The organism is Ideonella sp. B508-1, from assembly GCF_000333615.1.
GTDB lineage: Bacteria > Pseudomonadota > Gammaproteobacteria > Burkholderiales > Burkholderiaceae_C > Ideonella.
Genome location: NZ_BADL01000169.1, coordinates 1 through 20,747 on the forward strand (window position 1 = coordinate 1; position 20,747 = coordinate 20,747).

A 20,747-nucleotide genomic window follows, 5' to 3' on the forward strand; every position below is an offset into this window, starting at 1 on the left:
CCAGCGGGCCGGCCTCGACGATGCGGGGCTTGCCCGGGCAGTCCGCCGCCTCGCGCAGCAGGTAGCCGCGCGTGAAGGCACGGTCCGTGTCGACGGAACGGAACGAGAAGCTCAACGCGCCCTGCGCCGCCGCGAGTGCCCGCCGCAGGCTCGCGCCGTGCGGACGGTGACGGATCTTCTCGACGGGATGGCACCAAAGGCCGCAAAGCCCAGGTTCACCAGTTGTACGGGGGTGGCGTTCTTGAAGCCCCCCTTCACGCCGATGGCGTAGATGCTGCCGGTCACGTCGCGCGCGGCCATGACCTGCCCCAGGATGGGGATCAGTGCGATGAGGCCTCCAATGACTTCACCTGCCGTGTTGTGACTCTCTTCGAAGTCGCCCAGCAGCAGGGTCTTGAAGAAGCTCTCGATGTCTTGGCGATTCATGCGCTGGCCTCCAGTGTGGGTTCACTGGTGTCTCCAATGGGCGGCTGGCTGGCCAGCATCTTCTCGATGGCGGACTGGCCCTGTTGCTGAACCTCTGTCTTGGCGAAGTCCGCGTCGTCAGGTGGCGGTGCAGGGCAGACCCAGTCGCGGCTGTCTTCGCCGTACTCCACCGTGTAGCCCCCAGGCGGAACGCTCTTGAGCAAGGCGTAGCCGTTGCCATCCAGCGTGCCTTGCATCACCGTGCCGTTCTCGAAAGTGACTTTGTAGGGCGCGCCGGGAACCGGGCTAAGGTCGTCGTAGTGGTAGTGCAGCTCCAGGTCCAGCGGCTGCTCGCCCAGCTTGGCCGTGGGCAAGGTCGGCAAACTCGCCGCCCGGCTCCCCCCGCCCAAGAACCCATGCGTGGCCCCCTTGACCGCGAAGCTGCCCGGGGTGGTGACGGTGATGTTGCCGCCCTCCAGGGTGATGCCCGACTGGCCGGCGATGAGTTCGATCTTGCTGTTCGCGCTGATGCGGATCTCGTCGTTGACGCTGGTGATCGTGACACTCTGGTCGGCCAGCAGCTTCAACTCGTCGGTGTGGGCGCGCAGGGAGACCGGCCCGTTGGCCGCCTTGACCTGCAGCCCGCCCTGGTGGGCGTAGAGGCTGGCGGTCTGGCCCGCGGCGATGGAGGCGGTGTGGGCGGCCGTGGTTTGCAGGTCCTGCTGCACGATCTGGCTCAGGCGCTGGCCGCTGAACTGCTGCACGCTGGCCGGGGTGGCCAGCAGCTGGGCGGCGGCGCTGTCCAGCACCACGGCGGGCTGGGCGAAGGCGGGGACGGGATCGCCCTGGCTGGGGTCTCGTCCATCGGCAGGGATCTTGGCCTCCTGGCCGTTGACCTGGTCCGGGTGGCGCCCGTCCTGGGCCGGGTCCAGGGCCTGGTGCAGCTTGGCCAGGTCCTGGCCCTCTTCGGTGCTGGTCAGGGCCTGGGCACCGATGGCCTGGGCGGCTTGTGACAGGCGCTGGCCCAGCTCGGTGGCCGATTGCAGCTGTGCCAGGGCTTCGGCCGCGTCCATCTGTGGGCCCTGGGCCGAGCCGTAGGTGCCGCTGCGGGCCTGGGTGCTCACCAGCAGGCCCGCTCCGGCGCGCAGGCTGGCCCAGCCCTGGGTGTTGGCCTCGAAGCCGCTGCCGCGCCAGGCGCCGCGCTGGGCGCTGCTGGGGCTCTGGTTGATCAGGTGGCCCAGGCTCAGCTCACTGCCCGTGTGGGTGGTGGCCAGGCGGGTGCGCAGCTGGCCGGGGGCGTCGTCCACCACCCATTGCTGCGTGTGCTGGCCATCCAGCGTGCGGCTGTGCAGGCCGGCCAGCACGCCGGGGTGGTTCACGCCGGCGTCCACGCCCGCCGCAAAGGGCGGGGGCTGGTCGCCGTTGGGCAGGCCGCCGGCGATGATGGGTCGGTCGATGTCGCCTTCGATGAACTGCACCGCCACTTCCGAGCCGATGCGCGGCACCCAGACGGCGCCCCAGTTGGCCCCGGCCGCCGGGGTGGCCACGCGCACCCAGGTGCCGCTCTGCTCGTTGCCTGGGGCGTTGCCGGTCTCGTCCGCGCTGTAGGCATGCGGCAGGCCTCCGGGGTTGGGGGCGCTGCCGCGCTGGAAGTGGAACTGCACCTTGACGCGGTGGTCGCGCTCGGTGGTGAGGGCTTCATCCTGCAGCCCCACCACGCGGGCGGTGAGCAAGGTGGGCGCGGTGGGCCGGCGCTGGGGGCGCGGCAGCACGGGGGCGGCGGCCGGCACGGCCTGGAACTGGTTGCGGTAGCCGCCCTTGGCCAGGCTGGTGTTCTTCAGCAGCTCGGCGGCCTGGTCGCCCAGGTTGTTGGCCACATGGTGTTCGACGGCCAGCACGGTGAAGGCGTTGTCCGGGCGATCATGGCTGGCGGTGAGGGCCGCCGCATAGCTCGGGGCGGTGGTGTTGGCGCCGTACAGGGGGTGGTCGATCAGCTGGAACTGCGCGCCCGCGCGCAGCACCCGGGCGCCGCCCTGGCCGGCAAAGCGCTTGGCCCGCAGTTCCAGCGCACCCAGGGCCAGGCGGGCGGCGCGCTCGGCGGCCTGGGTGTCCGCAAAGCGATACGCCCCGCTGCCGTCGTACTGTTCCAGCCAGGGCACCTCGCCCAGGTCCAGGGCGCTGGCCAGCTCGGCGCTGGCCCCGGCCAGGCTGCGGTAGTTCCAGCTGCCCAGGGCCACGGCGTTGGGGGGCAGGCTGCGCTGGGCGGCCAAGCCGGTGATCGGGTCTTCCAGCCCGGCCACCACCGCGGTGGGGTGCAGGGCGGCAAAGCGGATGGGGCCCAGGTCGGCGCGCTCGGCCCCGGCGTCGGTGATGACCATCACATGGCGGGCCTTGCCTTGTTCATCCGCGGTGGCGGCGTCGTCGTCCCCCAGGTGTTCGATGTGCCAGCTCAGGCCCTCGCTGGCCAGCAGGCGCTGCACAAAGGCCCAGTCGCTCTCGCGGTACTGGATGCACAGCGAGCGCAGGCGCAGGGCCTCGGGCTCGGTCAGGTCCCAGCGCCACTGGGCAGGAGGGTAGTCGGCGAAGATGTCGTCCAGGATCTGGGGGACCGTCTTGTCCTGAAAGACGAAGCTGTCGCGGCGCAGCTTGAGCATGTCCACCCAGGGCGCCATCACCAGGCGGTAGCGGGCCAGGCCGCCGTCGCTGCCCAGCTGGGCGGCTTCGGTCACGTAGCCGTGCCAGGGGGCATAGGTGCCATCGGCCTGGCGCAGGCCCACGGTCATCTGCTCGCCGATCAGGCTCTTGAGCGGCAGGTAGGCCGAGGTGGAGACCGCGTCCAGGATCAGCTCGAAGCCCTGCCCCTCGGCCTCACGCATCACCAGGCGCGTGGCCACCAGGTTGAGCGCCGGCAGCGCCGTGCGCAGGGTGATCAGCCGCTCGGTCTCTTCCAGCCAGGTGAAGGCGCTGAGAACGCCGAGATCAGGAAACGAGGCAGCCATGCGGGGCACCGGCGAATGACGGAGCGGCCAGTGTCGCCATCCCGTGCCGCGTCACCATCCCCCAGCAGAGGGTGTCACGTCCCAAGGCGGGCCTATGGCAAGGTTTGGATACGGGTGTTACACGATGCTGAGCCCCCGGCAAGGCTCAGACCTTTGCGGTGCTCACCAGCACCCGGCCATCCTCCACCCGCACGCCATAGGTGCGCACCGACCACTCGGGCGATTCCAGGCACACGCCGGTGCGCAGGTCGATGTGGTGCTTGTACAGCGGCGAGGCCACCACCAGGTGCTCGCCCAGGTTGCCCACCAGCCCGCGCGAGAGCACGCTGGCGCCGGCCTTGGGGTCCACGTTGTCGATGGCGAAGAACTGGGTCCGGCCCACGCGGAAGATGGCGACGTGCCGCCCGTCCACGCGGGCGCAGACGCCGGTGTCCGGCAGGATGTCGTCGACCGCGCAGACGGCGGTCCAGTCGGAGACGAGGGTGTCCATGGTTCGGGGCTCCGGGGTCAGGCGGTGAGATCGGTGGATGCGGCGGGCGCCGCATCGGCGCGTTCCTCCGGCCGGGCCGGGCGGATCTGGCCGCGCTCCTGCACGAAGACGATGTGCTCGTCGGGCTGCGTGCTGTTGACGAAGCTGCGGAAGCGCTGGCGCACGGCGGGCGTGGTGACGGCGGTCTTCCATTCGCACTGGTAGCGGTCCACCACCAACTGCATCTGGGCCTCCAGCTCGGCGGCCAGCCCCAGCGTGTCGCGCAGCAGCACGCCCTTGAGGTAATCCAGCCCGCCTTCGAGGTTGTCGCGCCAGGTGCTGGTGCGCTGCAGGCGGTCGGCGGTGCGCACGTAGAACATCAGGAAGCGGTCGATCAGGCGGATCAGCGCGTCCTGGGTCAGGTCCGAGGCGAGCAGCTCGGCGTGGCGCGGCTTCATGCCGCCGTTGCCGCAGACGTAGAGGTTCCAGCCCTTGTCGGTGGCGATGATGCCCACGTCCTTGCCCTGGGCCTCGGCGCATTCGCGGGTGCAGCCCGAGACGCCGAACTTGATCTTGTGCGGCGCGCGCAGGCCCTTGTAGCGGTTCTCCAGCGCAATGGCCAGGCCGGTGCTGTCGTCCACCCCGTAGCGGCACCAGGTGCTGCCCACGCAGCTCTTCACGGTGCGCAGGCTCTTGCCATAGGCATGGCCGCTCTCGAAGCCGGCGGCGATCAGCTCTTCCCAGATCAGCGGCAGCTGCTCGACGCGGGCACCGAACAGGTCGACCCGCTGGCCGCCGGTGATCTTGGTGTACAGGCCGTACTTCTTGGCCACCTGGCCCACGGCGATCAGGCCCTCGGGCGTGACCTCGCCACCGGGCATGCGCGGCACCACCGAGTAGCTGCCGTCCTTCTGGATGTTGCCCAGGAAGTAGTCGTTGCTGTCCTGCAGCGGCGCCAGCTCGGGCTGCAGCACAAAGTCGTTCCAGCAGGAGGCGAAGATGCTGGCCGCCGCGGGCTTGCAGATGTCGCAGCCCAGGCCCTGGCCGTGGCGGGCCAGCAGGTCCTCGAAGGTCTTGATCTGGCCCACGCGGACCAGGTGGAACAGCTCCTGGCGCGAGTGCGGGAAGTGCTCGCACAGGTGGTTGTTCACCGCCAGGCCGCGCTTGGCCATCTCGGCCTTCATGACCTGGGTGACCAGGGGCACGCAGCCGCCGCAGGTGGCGCCGGCCTTGCAGCCGGCCTTCAGCGCGGCGATGGTGGTGGCGCCGCCGGCCACGGCCTCGGCGATCTGCCCCTTGCTGACGTTGTTGCACGAGCAGATCTGCGCGCTGTCGGGCAGGGCGTCCACGCCCAGGCCGGCCTTGGCCTGGCCATCGCTGGCCGGCAGGATCAGCGCCTCGGGGTGCTCGGGCAGGGCGATGCCGTTCAAGGCCATCTGCAGCAGGGTGCCGTACTCGGCTGCGTCGCCCACCAGCACGGCGCCCAGCAGCTGGCGGCCGTCCTCGCTGACGACAATCTTCTTGTAGATGCCGTTCAGTTCGTCGGTGAAGGAGAAGCTGCGGCAGTGCGGCGTTTGGCCATGGGCGTCGCCGATGCTGGCCACGTCCACGCCCATCAGCTTGAGCTTGGTACTCATGTCGGCGCCCGCGAAGGCGGCCGAGGCCTCGCCGGCGATGTGGCGTGCGGCCACGCGGGCCATCTCGTAGCCCGGGGCCACCAGGCCGAAGGTCTGCTCGTTCCAGGACGCGCATTCGCCGATGGCGTAGACATGCGGATCGCTGCTGCGGCAGTGCTCGTCGATCACCACGCCGCCGCGCGGGCCGATGGCCAGCACGCACTGGCGGGCGAGTTCGTCGCGCGGCCGGATGCCGGCGGAGAAGACGATCAGGTCGGTCTCCAGGTGGCTGCCGTCCTCGAACACCATGCGGTGGCGGTGCTCGGCGCCGTCGGTGATCTGGGTGGTGCTGCGCCGGGTGTGCACGTGCACGCCCAGGGCCTCGATCTTCTCGCGCAGGATGCGGCCGCCGCTCTCGTCCACCTGCACCGCCATCAGGCGCGGGGCGAACTCCACCACATGGGTTTCCAGGCCGAGGTCGCGCAGGGCCTTGGCGCATTCCAGGCCCAGCAGGCCGCCGCCCACCACCACGCCGCGTTGCGCCTTGGCGCTGGCGGCCTGCATGGCCTCCAGGTCGTCGATGGTGCGGTAGACAAAGCAGTTCGGCCGTTCACGGCCGGCGATCGGCGGCACGAAGGGCACGGAACCGGTGGCCAGCACCAGTACGTCATAGGGCAGCACCTCGCCATCGGCGGTGGTCACGGTGCGTGCCCGGCGGTCCACGCTGGCGGCCCGGGCGGCCAAGCGCAGGTCGAAGCCGGTGCGCTCGAAGAAGCCGGGCTCGACCAGGGAGAGATCCTGGGCGGACTTGCCGGTGAAGAACTCGGAGAGGTGGACCCGGTCGTAGGCCGGGCGGGCTTCCTCGCACAGGACGGTGACCTGCGCATCGGTCAGGCCGGTCTCGGCCAGGCTCTGCAGGAATTGGTGGCCCACCATGCCGTGGCCGGCGACGACGATTTTCATGTGGTGCTCCGAAGGGAAGCGGCACACGCCCAGCGTGCGCACATCAGGAGGGGCACGCGGCGCGAACCGGTACCCACAGAAAACCGCCGTCGTTAGCGGGTGAGGGCGGGGCAGCAGCACCCCGTGGACCTCGGTGCAGCCATCAAGCAACTTGGGTGCCAGGCCTGCCAGAGGCGGCTTGCCCCGGGGCGGCTGCGTGGCCGGTCGGGCGGCGAGGACTGCGACGGTGCGGGCGCGAGCCGCCCTTGGGCGCTTCGCCCCAGCCTGGTGCGGATCCACTGGCTTGCCCGACGTCAAGCGCTCGCTGGCTGCCGACGCGCACACTGCGGCCATGGCCAAGCGCTTCCCACTCCACCCGGCCCACCCAGAGAGAACCTGCTGGGGATGTGACCGCTACTGCCCCGCACAGGCCATGGCCTGCGGCAATGGTTCGGACCGCACGCAGCACCCCGAGGAACTGTTCGGACCGGACTGGGCCGAATGGGTGCCCCCGACGGAAGCCGAACGCCCCTCGGCGGGCGAGGCCCAGGTCCAACCATGGCTGTCCAGGGGTTGAAGCGGATCGCCCAGCGCACCTTTACACTGTTATTCAGCGTGACCTGGTGCTCGCAGAAGCGCAGGCGAGGACGTCGTGGGATTGGAGTGCTGCGGTGTGAGCCTGCCTGATCCGAATGGCCTGGTGCCTGACGAGGCTTACGAATTCATCCGCCAGAACTTCTGGACCACCATCCGTGGTTCGGCGGTGGTCATCGCCTGCATCGCCTGTGTCTATGCGGTGGCGCTGTGGCGGATCGGCGATCCGCACTGGTGGCACCACGGCGTGATCGCCCTGCTGGCCGTGGCGCTGCAGCCCTGCTTCGGGCGGCAGGCTTCCTACCGGAGCTTCATCGCGGCGCTGCTGCTGCTGATCCTCACCTGCACGGTGTCGATCGCGGTGCTGGCCCTGGCCTATGGCCCTGCCGCCCTGTTCCATGCCCTGCTGCTGGCCTACACGCCCGTGCTGGTCACTTCGGGACGCATGCCGCCGTGGGTCAAGGTGGTGCTGGTGGCCGGGGCCTGCCTGCTGGCCCTCTGGCTGGACGCCGCCAGCACCGCGCGCTGGGTGCAGCGGGCCGCCACCGAACCCGCGCAGCTGCCCTCGGCCGAAACCCTGCAGCAGCTGCGCGACATCAACCTGCTGGCCCTGGGGCTGGCTCCGGCGGTGCTGGTCCACCACTTCTTCACCCTGGTGCGCCGCCAGCATCTGGCCATGACCCGCCTGGCCCTGCACGACCCGATGACCCAGCTGTTCAACCGCCGCCACGTGCAGGCCACCGGCGAGGCCCTGGTGGCGCGCCTGATGGACCGGCCGCAGGGCGGGCCGTTCAGCGTGGTGCTGCTGGACGTGGACCATTTCAAGCAGGTCAACGACAGCTGGGGCCACGAGATCGGCGACCGGGCGCTGCGCCATGTCGCCGACCTGATCTCGCGCACCGCCCGCAGCTCGGACGTGGTGGCCCGCTGGGGCGGCGAGGAGTTTTTGCTGCTGCTGGCGGACACGGACGAGGCCCATGCGCTCCAGCTGGCCGAGCGCCTGCGCATGGCGATCGCCGAAGACACCCTGGTGACGCAGGAGCAGCCCGTCGGCCTGACGGTCACCATCGGCGTGGCCCAGTCCCTGCGCGCCGGCTCCTTCGCCGAGGTCATCCGGCGCGCGGACGCCGCCCTGTACGAAGGCAAGCGCCAGGGGCGCAACCGGGTGGTGGGTGCCAGCGCGATGGGCACCCAGGCCCGTCCGGTCACGGACCTGGCGTCTTAGGCCCGTGGGTCAGGCGGCAAAGCCGAACAGGGCCTGGGGCGTGCTGCGCAGGACGATCGCTCTTTCCGCCGGGTCGGGCAGCCAGCGGTCCAGCAGATGGCGTTCGGTGCCGTAGTCGGCGCTGTGCTCGAACAGGGTGTGCGGCCAGTCGCTGCCCCAGATCAGGCGATCCAGGCCGTGCGAAGCCTTGAGCAGGGGCAGGGCGGCGAGGGCCGTGGCTTCGCCGGCGCCATGTCCGCCGTTGCGATAGGCCGCCGACAGCTTGACCCAGACCTGGCGCGAACGCCCCGTGGACAGCAGGTAGCGGAAGCCCGGATCGTTGACGCCCAGCGTTTCGTCAGGGCGCCCGAAGTGGTCGACCACCACGTTCAGGCCCGCGGCCAGCAGAGGGTCGATCACCGGCTCCAGCTGGCTGGCGATCTGGTGGACCTCGACCTGCCACTGCAATTCCTTGAGCTGCGGCAGCAACGCCCGCCACGGGGCCGAGTTGAACTGCGGGGTCGGCAGGCCGATGAGGTTGAGCCGGATGCCGACGACCCCGGCGGCGGCCAGGGCCTGGAGCGCATCCGGGGTGATGCCGGTCTCCACCACCGCCACGCCCCGCAGGCGATCGGGGTGCGCGCGCAGTGCCTCGACCATGTAGCTGTTGTCGGTGCCCAGGAAGCTGGGCTGGATCAGCACACCATGCGAGAGACCGTGCGTGTCGAGCATGTGCAGGTAGTCCTGCGGCGTGGCGTCGTAACCGGAGGGCGCGCGGCGACGGTCCGGCATGGGCAGATCACGTCGGAAGACATGGGCGTGGCAGTCCACGGCGGTCACCGGCATGCGTGCTCCTGTGCTGGCGCAGGCCGCCAGCGGGCCGCCCACGGCCAGGCCCAGCAGGCCGAGGTTGAACTGGCGTCTTGAGGGTGTGGCTGACATGGATTCCATTCCAGTTGAAGACCGGGCGCGGGCGCCGACGGCGGTGGACGGTGTTGGACCAGGGGCCGGGTGTGCTCAGGCATGGTGGGTGGCGTCCGAGGTGGAGGTCACCCCTTGGGTCACAGCCGCGGGGCGCAGGGACGTCCCGCGGGTTTCGGGCAGCATCATGGCCGCGAGCATCGCCACCCCGTAGGCGATGGCCGCGTCGATGCCGATCGCATCGCCCAGCGGCATCGACTGGCTCATGTGGCCCACCAGCATGGGGAACAGCGCCGAGGCGATGCGGCCGAAGTTGTAGCAAAAGCCCACGCCCGTGCCCCGGATGTCCGCCGGGTACAGCTCATTGAAGAACGCGCCCAGGCTGGCCGGGATGCCCGCTGCGAAGAAGCCCAGCGGGAAGCCCAGCACCAGCATCTGCTGGTCGCTCAGGGGGAGCATCACATAGGCCAGCACGGTGACGATGCACAGCGCGGCAAAGAGGGCGATGTTGCGCCGCCGCCCGATGCGGTCGAGCAGGTAGGCACTGGCCATGCAACCACACCAGAAGGCCACGATCACCACTGCCAGATAGCCGCCCGTGCCCAGCACCGACAGGTGGCGCTCCTTGGCCAGGAAGGTGGGCAGCCAGGTCATGATCGCGTAGTAGCCCCCATGGGCGCCGGTGCCCAGCAGGGCGCCCAGCAGGGTCACCCGCAGCACGTCGGGGCGGAAGACCTGGAGCACCTGGGTCCAGGCCGAGCCCGAGGACGGCGCGGCCTTGGGCGAGGCCGCCGGGTCCGGTTCCTTCAGGCTGCGTCGCACCCACAGCACCAGCAGGGCCGGCAGCAGACCCACGGCGAACATGGTGCGCCAGGCGATGTCCGCGGGAAGCCAGGAGTACATGAGCGTGTACAGAAGCACCGAACCGCCCCAGCCCACGGCCCAGGCGCTTTGCACCGCGCCCATGGCGCGGCCGCGGTGTTCCGGCCGGATGGTCTCGGCCATCAGCACGGCACCGGCGGCCCATTCGCCGCCAAAGCCGAAGCCCTGCAGTGCCTTGAGGAACAGCAGCTGCGGAAAGGTCTGTGCGAAGGCGCACAGGAAGGTGAAGGCGGCGAACCACAGGATGGTCAGCTGCAGCGTGCGCACCCGCCCGAAGCGATCGGAGGCCGCGCCGGCGATCCAGCCGCCCAGCGCCGACGCCACGAGGGTGACGCTGCTGATCGCGCCGGCCTGCGTCTTGTCGATGCCGTAGGCGGCGATGATGGCCGGAATGGCCAGCGTGAACATCTGCACGTCGAGCGCATCCAGCGCCCAGCCGGCAAAGCAGGCGCGGAATGTGCGCTGCTCAAGCGGCGTCGAGCGCCGGTACCAAGTGAACATGAGAGGGTCCTCTTTAAGACATTCAGTCATATAGATGACTATATGAAACTTTAGGAGTTCAGCCCGCCGGGCGGTACAGGGCAAACCCTTGCTTTGGGTCGCATCACCGGCGCGCAGGCCGGCTGATAGAGTTCTGCCGATTCAGACATCCAGAGGCCCCCACGCGTGATCCCCTCGCTCCCTTCGCCCGACGAACGGTTGCCGCGCTACCAGCAGTTGCGCGACGACCTGGTCCGGCGCATCGCCGCCGGAGAATGGGCGCCTGGCGAGGCCATCCACACGGAAGTCGAGCTGTCGACCGCCTACGGGGTGTCCACCGGCACGCTGCGCAAGGCCATCGACCTGCTCGTGGCCGAGGGCGTGCTCACCCGCAGCCAAGGCCGGGGGACTTTTGTTCGACGGCCGCGCTTCGATTCGTCACTGTTCCGGTTTTTCCGTTTCAAGTCGGCCAGCGGGAACCCTGTCCAGCCCACCGCCCGCATCCTCCAGCGCAGTGTCGAAGAACCGGATGACAGCCTGCGCGCGGCCTTGCAACTAGGCCCGGACGCCAAGGTGATCCACCTGTCGCGCCAACGTCTGGTCGATGGCCGGGTGGTGCTGTCGGAGGAGATCTGGGTGCCGCGCGATGGCTTCGAGGCGCTGACCATGCTGGCGCCGGCCGATTTTGGTGACCTGCTCTATCCCCTCTATGAGCGCCTGTGCCACCAGGTGGTGGCCACCGCCCGCGAGACGCTGCGTGTGGCGCGGGCCGATGCGCAGATGGCCCAAACCCTGGGTACCGCACCGGGCGACCCGGTGATCAACGTCAGCCGGGTGGCCCTGGACTATGCGGGCAAGCCGGTCGAGTGCCGCAGCACCTGGGGGGCGGCCGACGGCTTCCAGTACGAGGTCGAGATTCGCTGACCCGGCCGGTCAGCCGGGGCCGAGGCCGTCCAGCACGCGCTGGCAGCGCGCCACCAGGAAGTCGCGCAGGCGCTGGATGGCCGGGCCCAGGCTGGCCCGGTCCGGGCAGACCATCTGCAGCGGGGCGGGCTCGCCCCAGTCCAGCGGAAAGAGGGCGACCAGTCGGCCGCTGCGCAGATCCTCGGCCACGTCCAGCGCCGACTTGTAGGCGATGCCCTGGCCCGACAAGGCCCAGCGCCGCACCACCTCGCCGTCGTCGCTGATGCGGTCGCCGCGCACCGGCACGGTCTGCGGGCCGCCCTGGGCCGAGGGCAGGTGAAAGCTCCAGCGCTCGTGGGTGTGCTCGCCCATCACATAGCGCAGGCAGTTGTGCTGCAGCAGCTCGGCCGGCGTGGCCGGGCGGCCGTGGCGTTCCAGGTAGGACGGGGCCGCGCAGGCGATGCGGCGGTTGTCCGCCGCCAGCGGCAGTGACACCAGGCCCGAGTCGGCCAGTTGGCCGTAGCGGATGCCGGCGTCCACCGCGGCGCCGAAGAGGTCGGTGAAGCGGTCGCTGACCCGCAGCTGCAGCTGCAGCCGCGGGTGCTCGGCCTGGAAGTCGTCCAGCCAGGGCAGCAGCACCTGCCGCCCCAGGTCCGAGGGCACCGACAGGCGCAGCGGCCCGGCGATCTCGGCGCGGCCCTGGTCCAGCGCCTCCTGGCCGGACGCCAGCGCCGCCAGCACCGCGCGGGCGTGGGGCAGGTAGCGCGCGCCTTCGTCCGACAAGCGCATGCTGCGGGTGGAGCGCACCAAGAGGCGCAGACCCAGTTCACGCTCCAGCCGCTGCACCGCGCTGCTGGCCAGGGCCGGGGTGAGGTCCAGCCGCCGGGCTGCGGCCGAGAAGCTGCCGGCTTCGGCCGTCTGAACGAAGACCTGCAGATCGTCGATGCGGATCATCTTCTTGCCTGCGAGGAAAGTATTTGAGATCGGGCGTTCTTTATCTTGCGAGAACGTTAAATCAAAGTCGCTCTCCATGCCGGATCCCGGCTTTTCCTGTCATCCACTGCGAGGGAGCACATCGACATGCAGCGCCTTTCTTCACGGCCCACCGGGCTGAGCTTTCTGACCACCGTGGCCACCGCGGCCACTTTGCTGGCCCTGGCCGGTCCCGCCCGTGCCGAGGAGGCGCTGATCCAGCCCCGCACGCTGGTGGTGGATGCCCAGCTGGACCGGGCGCAGGCCGAACGCGAGATCCTGGCCGCGCGCCGCTACGGCAGCTTCTGGTCGACCGGCGAGGAGGCCCTGGCCCGCGCCGCCCTGGCGCCGGATTTCATGGACCGCACCCTGCCGCCCGGCCGCGCCCAGGGGCTGGCGGGCCCGCTGGCCGCCTCGGCGGGCTTCCGCCAGGCCGTGCCCGACCTGCGCTGCGAGATCGCACAGATGATCGTCGCGGGCGATCGGGTGGTGTCCCACCTGCGTTTCACCGGTCACTTCAGCGGCCAGTTCCATGGCCGCACCGGCCAGGGCCAGGCCATCGATTTCATCGCCACCGACATCTACCGCGTGCAGGACGGCCGCATTGCCGAGAACTGGCACCTCGAGGACAACCTGACCCTGCTGCAGCAAATGGGTCTGGTGGCCCTGTGAACAGCCCCCTTCCGTTTCGGGCCAAACTCTCACCTTCAGGAGCATTCGCATGAACATCGATCTCACGGGCCGCGTGGCCCTCGTCACGGCCTCCACCGCCGGCATCGGCCATGCCATCGCCCGCGGTCTGGCCGACAGCGCCGCCGAGGTGGTGCTGCACGGCCGCAGCGCCGCCACGGTGGACCGGGCCCTGCAATCGCTGCGGGCTGCGCTGCCCGGGGCCCGCCTGCGCGGCGCGGTGGCCGATCTGAGCGACGCTGCCGGTGCCGAGGCCCTGCTGGCGGCCGCGCCGGCGGTGGACATCCTGGTCAACAACGCCGGCATCTACGGCCTGCAAGACTTCTTCGAGACCGACGACGCCACCTGGGAGCGCTACTGGCAGACCAACGTCATGTCCGGCGTGCGCCTGTCGCGGGCGCTGCTGCCGGCCATGGTGAAGCGGGGCTGGGGTCGGGTGGTGTTCATCGCCTCCGAGTCGGCCCGCAACATCCCGGCCGACATGATCCATTACGGCGTCAGCAAGACGGCGCAGCTGTCCCTTTCGCGCGGCCTGGCCAAGCGGGTGGCCGGCAGCGGGGTGACGGTCAATGCCGTGCTGCCGGGCCCCACGCTGTCCGACGGCGTGGCCGAGATGCTCAAGGACGAGGTGACCCGCACCGGTCAGTCCCTGGAGGAGGTCTTCAACGGCTTCGTCCGCACCCAGCGTCCCAGCTCGATCATCCAGCGCGCGGCCACGGTGGACGAGGTGGCCTCGATGGTGGTCTACGTCTGCTCGCCGCAGGCCTCGGCCACCACCGGCGCGGCCCTGCGGGTGGATGGCGGCGTGGTGGACGACATTGTCTGAGGCCCTCAAGGCGGGCCCGGCCCGACTGGACCGCCGCACCGCCGTCGCCTTGCTGGTGGCGGCGGTGTACTTCATGGAGAACCTGGACGCCACCGTCATCACGACGGCGCTGCCGGCCATGGCGCGTGATTTCGGCGAGGCCGCGGCCCATCTGTCGGTGGGGATCTCGGCCTACCTGGTGGCCCTGACGGTCTTCATCCCGGTCAGCGGCTGGGCGGCGGACCGCTTCGGCGCGCGCCGGGTGTTCTCGCTGGCCATCGCGGTGTTCTCGCTGGCCTCCCTGGCCTGTGCCGCCGCGCAAGGCCTGTGGAGCTTCACGCTGGCCCGCACGCTGCAGGGCATCGGCGGGGCGATGATGGTGCCGGTGGGCCGCATGCTGGTGCTGCGCGGCACGCCCAAGGAAGGCATCGTGCGGGCCGTGGCCATCCTCACCTGGCCGGGGCTGGTGGCCTTCATGCTCGGCCCGCCGGTGGGCGGCTGGATCAGCACCCACTGGGGCTGGCGCTGGATCTTCTGGCTGAACCTGCCGCTGGGCGGGCTGGCCCTGCTGGCCAGCGCCCGCCTGCTGCCGCCCAGCGTGGCGACGACGCTGGGCTTCGACCGCCGTGGCTTTGTGCTGACCGGATCGGCGCTGGCCCTGCTGATGGGCGGCATCGAGATGGCCAGCCGGGCCGACCTGCCGGCCTGGGGCTGGGTGGCGGCGCTGCTGGCGGGCCTGGCCCTGCTGGGTCTCGGCGTGGGGCACCTGCGCCGGGCGCCCGAACCCCTGTTCGGACTGGAACCGCTGGGCATCGCCACCTTCCGGGCCTGCGCGGTGGGGGGCTCGCTGTTTCGCATGGCCATCAGCGCGGCGCCCTTCCTCTTGCCGCTGATGTTCCAGCTGGGCTTCGGCTGGTCGGCGGTGGAGGCCGGCGCCATGCTGCTGTGGCTGTTTGCCGGCAACCTGGCCATCAAGCCGGCCACCACGGGGCTGCTCAACCGCTTCGGCTTTCGGCGGGTGATGCTGGTCAATGGCCTGCTGGTGGCGCTGGGCTTTGCGGCTTGCGCGGGGCTGGAACCCGACACCCCCCGGCTGTGGACGGCGCTGCTGGTCTTCATCAGCGGCATGAACCGCTCCATGCAGTTCACCGCCACCAGCACCCTGGCCTATGCCGATGTGCCGCAGGCGCAGATGCGCAGTGCCACCACGCTCTTCTCGGTGCTGGCCCAGATGAACACCGGCATGGGCATCGCCCTGGGCGCCCTGGCCCTGAGCGTCACCGAGCTGCTGCGCGGCACGCCGGCCGGCCAGCCCGGCGTGGCCGATTTCCACGGGGCCTTTCTGATGATGGCCGCGCTGGCGCTGTTGGCGCTGGTGGATTGCTGGACCCTGCCGGCCGACGCCGGACAGCGTCTGCTCCAGCGCTGAATCAGAGGGCGCTGGGCCGGGTGGATAGACTGCCGCCCGTGTCTGCTCCTCTTCCCGATGCCCTGCCGGCCGCACCGGCGCCCTTGCCCGCGGCACGGCGCTGGGCCTGCTTGGTGCTCCTGACGCTGGTGTTGACTCTGCCGATGGCCTGGCTCCGTGTGCCAGCGCCCAGCCTGCTGGGGGCCATCGTGGCCGGTGTCTCCCTGGGACTGGCGGGGCAGCGGGTGAGGGTGCCGATGTCGGCCTTCATGCTGTCTCAGGCCCTGCTGGGCTTAATGATCGCGCGGGCCTGCCCGCTGCCGGTGTTCGCCGAGCTGATGCGCCACTGGGAGGTGTTCCTGCTGGGGGTCACCTCGGTGATCGTACTGAGCGTGGGGTTGGGCTGGCAGCTCGCCCGCTGGAAGCTGCTGCCGGGCTCGACCGCGATCTGGGGCTCCTTCCCGGGCGCGGCCTCGGCCATGACGCTGCTGGCCGGCGAGTTCGGTGCGGACGTGCGCCTGGTGGCCCTGATGCAGTACCTGCGGGTGGTGATGGTGGCCACGCTGATGATGGCGGTGTCCGGCTTGGTGGGTGGAGCCGGCAATCCACCGGCCGGTTTGCTCGCGGACTGGCTGGCCCCGGTGGACGTGCCAGGCTTGGGCCTCACACTGTCGGGCACGGCGTTCGCGGCGGCAGCCGCCTGGCGCTGGCGCCCGCCGGGCGGCGCGCTGGTGCTGGGGCTGGTCGGTGGCGTGCTGATACAGGATGTGGCGGGGCAGGCCGTCGTGCTGCCACCCTGGCTGCTGGCGGCCGCGGCCCTGTGTCTGGGCTGGAACATCGGCCTGCGTTTCGATCGCGCGGTCGTCAGTCACGCCTTGCGCGTGTTGCCACGGCTGTTCGCGGTGCTGACGCTGCTGCTCCTGCTGTGCGGTGGCATGGCTGGTCTGCTGGTGCGCTGGATGGGCGTCGACCCGCTGACGGCCTACCTGGCGATGAGCCCGGGCGGGGCGGATTCTGTGGCCCTGATCGCCGCTTCCAGTCAGGTCGACGCGCCTTTCGTGATGGCCATGCAGACCGGGCGCCTGCTGGCCGTGCTGGCGGTGGGGCCGGCGGTGGCGCGCTGGGTGTCGCGGCGCTCGTCTGCACGGGCGGCCTCGGGCCAGTGACAGATTCGTCATGAGCACATAGCGATCTTTTCCTTGGGCGGGCGGGGTGGGGCCCCTACAGTGGGCAGCCCTTTCATACCTCAGGATGTATCGATGTCTCGCCGCTTCCCGCTGTCCCTGCTGTCCGTTCTGCTGGGCGGTGCCAGTGTCCTGCCCGGGGTGGCCCATGCCACCAACGGCTATTTCACCCATGGCTACGGCGTCAAGAGCGAGGGCATGGCCGGCACCGGCATTGCGCTGCCGCAGGACGCCCTGACCGGGGCCACCAACCCCGCCGGAACCGCCTGGGTCGGTGACCGCCTGGATGCTGGCCTGAACCTCTTCCTGCCCAGCCGCGGCGCCAGCATCGAGGGCAATGGCGCCGGGCTGGACGGCGACTACAGCGGCAATGGCCGCAAGACATTCTTCATCCCCGAGTTCGGTCTGACGCGGCAGCTCGATGAGCGCCTGAGCCTGGGTCTGGCGGTCTATGGCAACGGTGGCATGAACACCCAGTACGACCGCAGTCCGTTTGCCGCTTTTGGCGAGACCGGGCATACCGGTGTCAACCTGGAGCAGCTCTTCATCTCGCCCTCGGTGGCTTACCGATTGACCGAGGACCATGCGGTGAGCGTGGCGCTCAATCTGGCCTACCAGCGTTTCTCCGCCGAGGGCCTGAGCCCCTTCACCACGGCTTCAGAGGCGCCCACCCAGGTCAGCGGCCAGGGCAATGACAGCTCGTTGGGGGCCGGTGTGCGCCTAGGCTGGATCGGCCAGCTCAGCCCTGGGTGGCGGCTGGGGGCCACCTGGTCGTCGAAGATCCACGGCCGCTTCGACAAGTACCGGGGCTTGTTCGCCGACCAGGGCAGCTTCGACATTCCGGCCAATTACGGCGTGGGCCTGGCCTACCAGCCGGGCAGTGACTGGACGCTGGCGCTGGACTACCAGGTGATCCAGTACAGCGGCGTCAAGTCGGTGGGTACGCCGCTGGCGCCGCTGCTGGCCGGCCAACCCCTGGGGGCCGACGGCGGCGCGGGCTTCGGCTGGAAAGACGTGCATGTGGTCAAGCTGGGGGCCGCCTACCAGTGGTCGCCCGCGGTGACGCTGCGGGCAGGGTACAGCCATGCCAGCGAACCCGTGCCGCAGAGCCAGACCTTCTTCAACATCCTGGCGCCCGGGGTGGTGCAGGACCATGCCACGCTGGGCCTGAGCTGGAAAGCCGGTGCTCGCAGCGAGTGGAGCGCCTTCTACGGCCGCGCCCTGAAGAAGACCGTGCACGGTCAGGGCTCGATCCCGGCCAGCTTCGGCGGGGGTGAGGCCAACGTCCACCTGAGCGAGGACGTGGTTGGCCTGTCCTGGGGCTGGCTCTATTGAGCTGCGCCGTTTGACACAATCGGGTCCAGATCCGCGGGCTTGAGTCCGCACGGTATTGCGCCGAAAAGAGGATCAGCCGGGTCAGCGTCGCTGCGCTCGGATGGGGGCAACCCCGCTGGACACCTGGACCCGATGGCAACTCTGTTCTGGCTTCAAACTGGCGCCTGTGGTGGCGACTCGCTCGCCATCCTGAGCGCCGAATCGCCCAGCCTGGAGCAACTGCTCCTGGATGGCGGGGTGGAGATGCTCTGGCATCCCTCGCTCTCGCACGGCCATGCCCGGCGCTTCGACCACCTGGTGGACGCCATCCTGGCCGGCGGGCAGGCCCTGGACATCCTGTGCGTCGAGGGCAGCATCATCACCGCCCCGCGCGGCACCGGCCTGTGCGATCCCTACCGCGGCCGCGGCAAGATGGCGCTGGTGCGTGACCTGGCCGAGCGGGCCGGCGTGGTGGTGGCCATGGGCACCTGCGCCGCCTTCGGGGGCGTTCACGCGGCCCCGCCCAACCCCTCGGACTGTATCGGCCTGCAGTTCGACCACGCCCAGCCCGGCGGACTGCTGGCGCCGGACTGGCGCTCGCGCCGGGGCCTGCCCGTCATCAACGTGGCCGGCTGCCCCGCCCACCCGCAGACCATGGCCCAGACCCTGGCCGCGCTGGCCCTGGGCCTGCCGGTGCCGCTGGACGGGCTGAACCGTCCCGCCTCGCATTTCAGCACCGTGGTGCACCAGGGCTGCACCCGCAACGAATACCACGAGTACGACGTCGAGGACACCCAGCCGGGCGACCGCGCCTGCCTGTTCTTCAACCTGGGCTGCCAGGGTCCGATGACCCAGGCGGTGTGCAACACCGAGCTGTGGAACGGCGTCAGCAGCAAGACCCGCGCAGGCGTGCCCTGTTTCGGCTGCACCTCCCCCGGGTTTCCTCGCGATGGGGACCTGTTCCGCACCGAGAAGATGGGCGAGGTCCCGATCCACCTGCCGCTGGGGGTGGAGCGACCGCGCTACATGGCTTACAAGAACCTGGCCCGTGCGGCGGCGCCGCAACGGGTGCGTGACAAGAAGATGAAGCCCTGAGCGGGGCGCGGCTAGCATCGGTCCACATGGCCCGCATCGAACTGAACCTGGATCTCAACCGCGTCGAAGGCGACCTCAGCGTGCAGGTCACGCTGGAGGACGGCGTGGTGGTGGCCGCGCGCACCCAGGGCACCATGTACCGCGGCTTCGAGCAGATCCTGCTGGGCCGCGCCCCGCGCGACGCCATGGTGATCACGCCGCGGGTCTGCGGCATCTGCGGCACGGCCCATCTGTATGCCGGCGTGCTGGCGCTGGAGCAGATCTGGTCCACCCCGGTGCCGCCCAATGCCACCCGCATCCGCAACCTCTGCCTGATCGCCGAGGGCCTGCAGAACGACCTGCGCCAGACCTTCCTCTTCTTCGCGCCGGACCTGTGCCACCCGCGCTATGCGGCGGACCCGCTGCACGCGCCGCTGATGGCCGCCTTCGAGCCCTTCAAGGGCAGCATCTACCGCGAGACCCTGACCCAGACCCGCCAGGTGCTGCAGATCGTCGCGCACTTCGGCGGGCAGTGGCCGCATTCGTCCTACATGCTGCCCGGTGGCGTGGTGACCCCGGCCGACACCCGGCGCCTGGTGGCCTGCCGCAGCGTGCTGCTGGGCCTGCAGCGTTGGTACGAGCAACGCATCCTGGGCGGTGGGTTGGACGCCTGGCTGGCGCTGGACTCGGCCGAGGCCTTCGAGGCCTGGCTGGCCCAGCCCGGCCCGGCCGCCGCGGCCCTGGGCCTGCTGACCCGCTTTCTGCGCGGGCAGGGCCTGGACAGGCTGGGCCAGGGCACACCGCACCTGCTGGCCTTCGGTACCTGGTGCGAGCCCGAGGCCTGGGCCCGCGGCGAGGCACGCCACGCCCTGCCGGCCGGTTTTCTGGACGGTGTGACTGGCCAGGTCCAGCCGCTGGACCCGACGCGCATCGCCGAGCACGTGCGGCATTCCTGGTTCCGCCCCTACGAGGGTGGCCGCCACCCCTTCGAGGGTGAGACCGTGCCGGACTACCAGCCCGGGACCGACCGCTACACCTGGGCCAAGGCGCCCCGCTATGACGGCCGCGTCGTGCAGACCGGCCCGCTGGCCGAGCTGCTGATCGCGGGCGATCCGTTGATCCGCGACCTGTGGGTCCGTCAGGGCGGCGGGGCCTGGCTGCGCCAGTTCGCGCGGGTGCGCCACATCGGCGTGGCCCTGCGGCACGGCCTGCGCATGCTCGACGAACTGGGCGCCCACCTGGACGAACCGCACTTCGTGCCGCCCGCGCCGGGCACCGAGGTGGACGGCGATGGCGCCGGCCTCCTCATGGCCGCCCGCGGCGCGCTGGGCCACTGGGTGCAGGTGCGCGACGGGGTGATCCACCGCTACCAGATCATCACCCCCACCGGCTGGAATGCCTCGCCGCGCGACAGCCTGGGCCAGCCCGGCCACTGGGAGGCCAGCCTGGTGGGCCTGCGCGTGCAGGACCCGGAGGACCCGATCGAGGTCGGCCACCTGATCCGCTCGCACGACCCCTGCCTGGTGTGCACCGTCCACTTCGCGGGCGCCGCTGCGCCCAGCCTGAAGGTGCCCGCATGAGCCATGACGCCGGGGGTGTGGTGTTGTGCTTCGGCAATGCCCTGCACGGTGACGATGGCGTGGCCGAGGCGGTGGGGCAGGCGCTGATCGCCGCAGGCCTGCCACCCGGCTGGTCGGTGCAGGCCGTGGGCACCCGCGGGCTCGATGCCCTGGCCTGGCTGATGGACGCGCGGGCCGTGGTGCTGGTGGACGCGCCGAACCCGCGGGGCAGCCGGGCCGACTGGCCGAGCGCGACCCGGCCGACGTGCCTCTGGAAGCGGCCGCCGTGGCCCACGGCATGGGCCTGGGCCATCTGCTGCGGGCCT

General features: G+C 70.5%; 18 protein-coding genes. 11 read left to right on the forward strand and 7 right to left on the reverse strand.

Translation table 11 applies throughout. From position 1 onward, the window contains the following. Positions 1-111 precede the first annotated feature (111 nt). The 4 genes from I73_RS07850 to nirB all read right to left on the reverse strand — a co-directional run bounded on the left by I73_RS07850 (position 112) and on the right by nirB (position 6,452). On the reverse strand, positions 112-426 hold the full coding sequence (locus tag I73_RS07850) for a hypothetical protein (protein WP_022980112.1): 315 nt from the start codon (positions 424-426) through the stop codon (positions 112-114). Then, on the reverse strand, positions 423-3,404 hold the full coding sequence (gene tssI / locus I73_RS26710) for a type VI secretion system Vgr family protein (protein WP_022980113.1): 2,982 nt from the start codon (positions 3,402-3,404) through the stop codon (positions 423-425). The genes I73_RS07850 and tssI overlap by 4 nt, the downstream gene beginning before the upstream one ends. 145 nt (positions 3,405-3,549) lie before the next feature. Continuing rightward, positions 3,550-3,894: a nitrite reductase small subunit NirD gene (nirD, locus tag I73_RS07860; protein ID WP_022980114.1), complete on the reverse strand. Its 345-nt coding sequence runs from the start codon at positions 3,892-3,894 to the stop codon at positions 3,550-3,552. 17 nt (positions 3,895-3,911) lie between these two features. After that, on the reverse strand, positions 3,912-6,452 hold the full coding sequence (gene nirB, locus I73_RS07865) for a nitrite reductase large subunit NirB (RefSeq protein ID WP_022980115.1): 2,541 nt from the start codon (positions 6,450-6,452) through the stop codon (positions 3,912-3,914). 331 nt (positions 6,453-6,783) lie between these two features. Here nirB and I73_RS31475 point away from each other — a divergent pair, with 331 nt between their 5' ends. Together I73_RS31475 and I73_RS30810 are read left to right on the forward strand one after the other, a co-directional pair. Next, the gene (locus I73_RS31475) at positions 6,784-7,008 is read left to right on the forward strand and encodes a DUF3079 domain-containing protein (RefSeq protein ID WP_083876620.1); all 225 of its coding nucleotides are present in this window, start codon (positions 6,784-6,786) and stop codon (positions 7,006-7,008) included. A gap of 123 nt (positions 7,009-7,131) precedes the next feature. Beyond that, positions 7,132-8,250, forward strand: coding sequence for a diguanylate cyclase (locus I73_RS30810; protein ID WP_148289725.1), 1,119 nt, complete (start codon positions 7,132-7,134; stop codon positions 8,248-8,250). Positions 8,251-8,259: 9 nt separating this feature from the next. On the opposite strand, the gene I73_RS07875 is transcribed toward I73_RS30810, so the two are convergent. Further along, positions 8,260-9,171 carry an amidohydrolase gene (locus I73_RS07875; RefSeq protein WP_040499906.1) on the reverse strand — a complete coding sequence of 304 codons (912 nt, stop codon included), beginning with the start codon at positions 9,169-9,171 and terminating at the stop codon, positions 8,260-8,262. Between the two features lie 75 nt (positions 9,172-9,246). Continuing rightward, positions 9,247-10,533 (reverse strand): MFS transporter, encoded by a 1,287-nt coding sequence (locus tag I73_RS07880; RefSeq protein ID WP_022980118.1) that lies wholly within the window; start codon positions 10,531-10,533, stop codon positions 9,247-9,249. Between the two features lie 165 nt (positions 10,534-10,698). Here I73_RS07880 and I73_RS07885 point away from each other — a divergent pair, with 165 nt between their 5' ends. Further along, positions 10,699-11,436, forward strand: coding sequence for a UTRA domain-containing protein (locus I73_RS07885; protein WP_022980119.1), 738 nt, complete (start codon positions 10,699-10,701; stop codon positions 11,434-11,436). A gap of 9 nt (positions 11,437-11,445) precedes the next feature. Here the strand turns inward: I73_RS07885 and I73_RS07890 are convergent, their stop codons facing one another. Further along, the gene (locus I73_RS07890; protein ID WP_022980120.1) at positions 11,446-12,369 is read right to left on the reverse strand and encodes a LysR family transcriptional regulator; all 924 of its coding nucleotides are present in this window, start codon (positions 12,367-12,369) and stop codon (positions 11,446-11,448) included. A 126-nt stretch (positions 12,370-12,495) separates the two neighbouring features. On the opposite strand from I73_RS07890, the gene I73_RS07895 reads away from it, so the two are divergent. The 8 genes from I73_RS07895 to I73_RS07930 form a co-directional block, all read left to right on the forward strand. Further along, complete coding sequence (locus I73_RS07895; protein ID WP_022980121.1) at positions 12,496-13,059, forward strand: ester cyclase; 564 nt, start codon at positions 12,496-12,498, stop codon at positions 13,057-13,059. Positions 13,060-13,108: 49 nt separating this feature from the next. Beyond that, complete coding sequence (locus I73_RS07900; RefSeq protein ID WP_022980122.1) at positions 13,109-13,903, forward strand: SDR family NAD(P)-dependent oxidoreductase; 795 nt, start codon at positions 13,109-13,111, stop codon at positions 13,901-13,903. Then, positions 13,896-15,311: an MFS transporter gene (locus tag I73_RS07905; RefSeq protein ID WP_022980123.1), complete on the forward strand. Its 1,416-nt coding sequence runs from the start codon at positions 13,896-13,898 to the stop codon at positions 15,309-15,311. Before I73_RS07900 ends, I73_RS07905 begins: the two co-directional genes overlap by 8 nt. A 38-nt stretch (positions 15,312-15,349) precedes the next feature. After that, a complete protein-coding gene (locus tag I73_RS07910) occupies positions 15,350-16,456 on the forward strand; it encodes an AbrB family transcriptional regulator (RefSeq protein ID WP_199899042.1) in 1,107 nt (368 codons plus the stop codon). Positions 16,457-16,549: 93 nt separating this feature from the next. Next, positions 16,550-17,809 carry an OmpP1/FadL family transporter gene (locus I73_RS07915; protein ID WP_022980125.1) on the forward strand — a complete coding sequence of 420 codons (1,260 nt, stop codon included), beginning with the start codon at positions 16,550-16,552 and terminating at the stop codon, positions 17,807-17,809. A gap of 132 nt (positions 17,810-17,941) precedes the next feature. After that, positions 17,942-18,883: an NADH ubiquinone oxidoreductase gene (locus I73_RS07920; RefSeq protein WP_022980126.1), complete on the forward strand. Its 942-nt coding sequence runs from the start codon at positions 17,942-17,944 to the stop codon at positions 18,881-18,883. A gap of 26 nt (positions 18,884-18,909) precedes the next feature. Further along, on the forward strand, positions 18,910-20,442 hold the full coding sequence (locus I73_RS07925; protein WP_022980127.1) for a nickel-dependent hydrogenase large subunit: 1,533 nt from the start codon (positions 18,910-18,912) through the stop codon (positions 20,440-20,442). Then, positions 20,439-20,747: hypothetical protein (locus tag I73_RS07930; protein WP_026096452.1), on the forward strand; the 309-nt coding region annotated here is incomplete at its 3' end. The genes I73_RS07925 and I73_RS07930, both read left to right, overlap by 4 nt.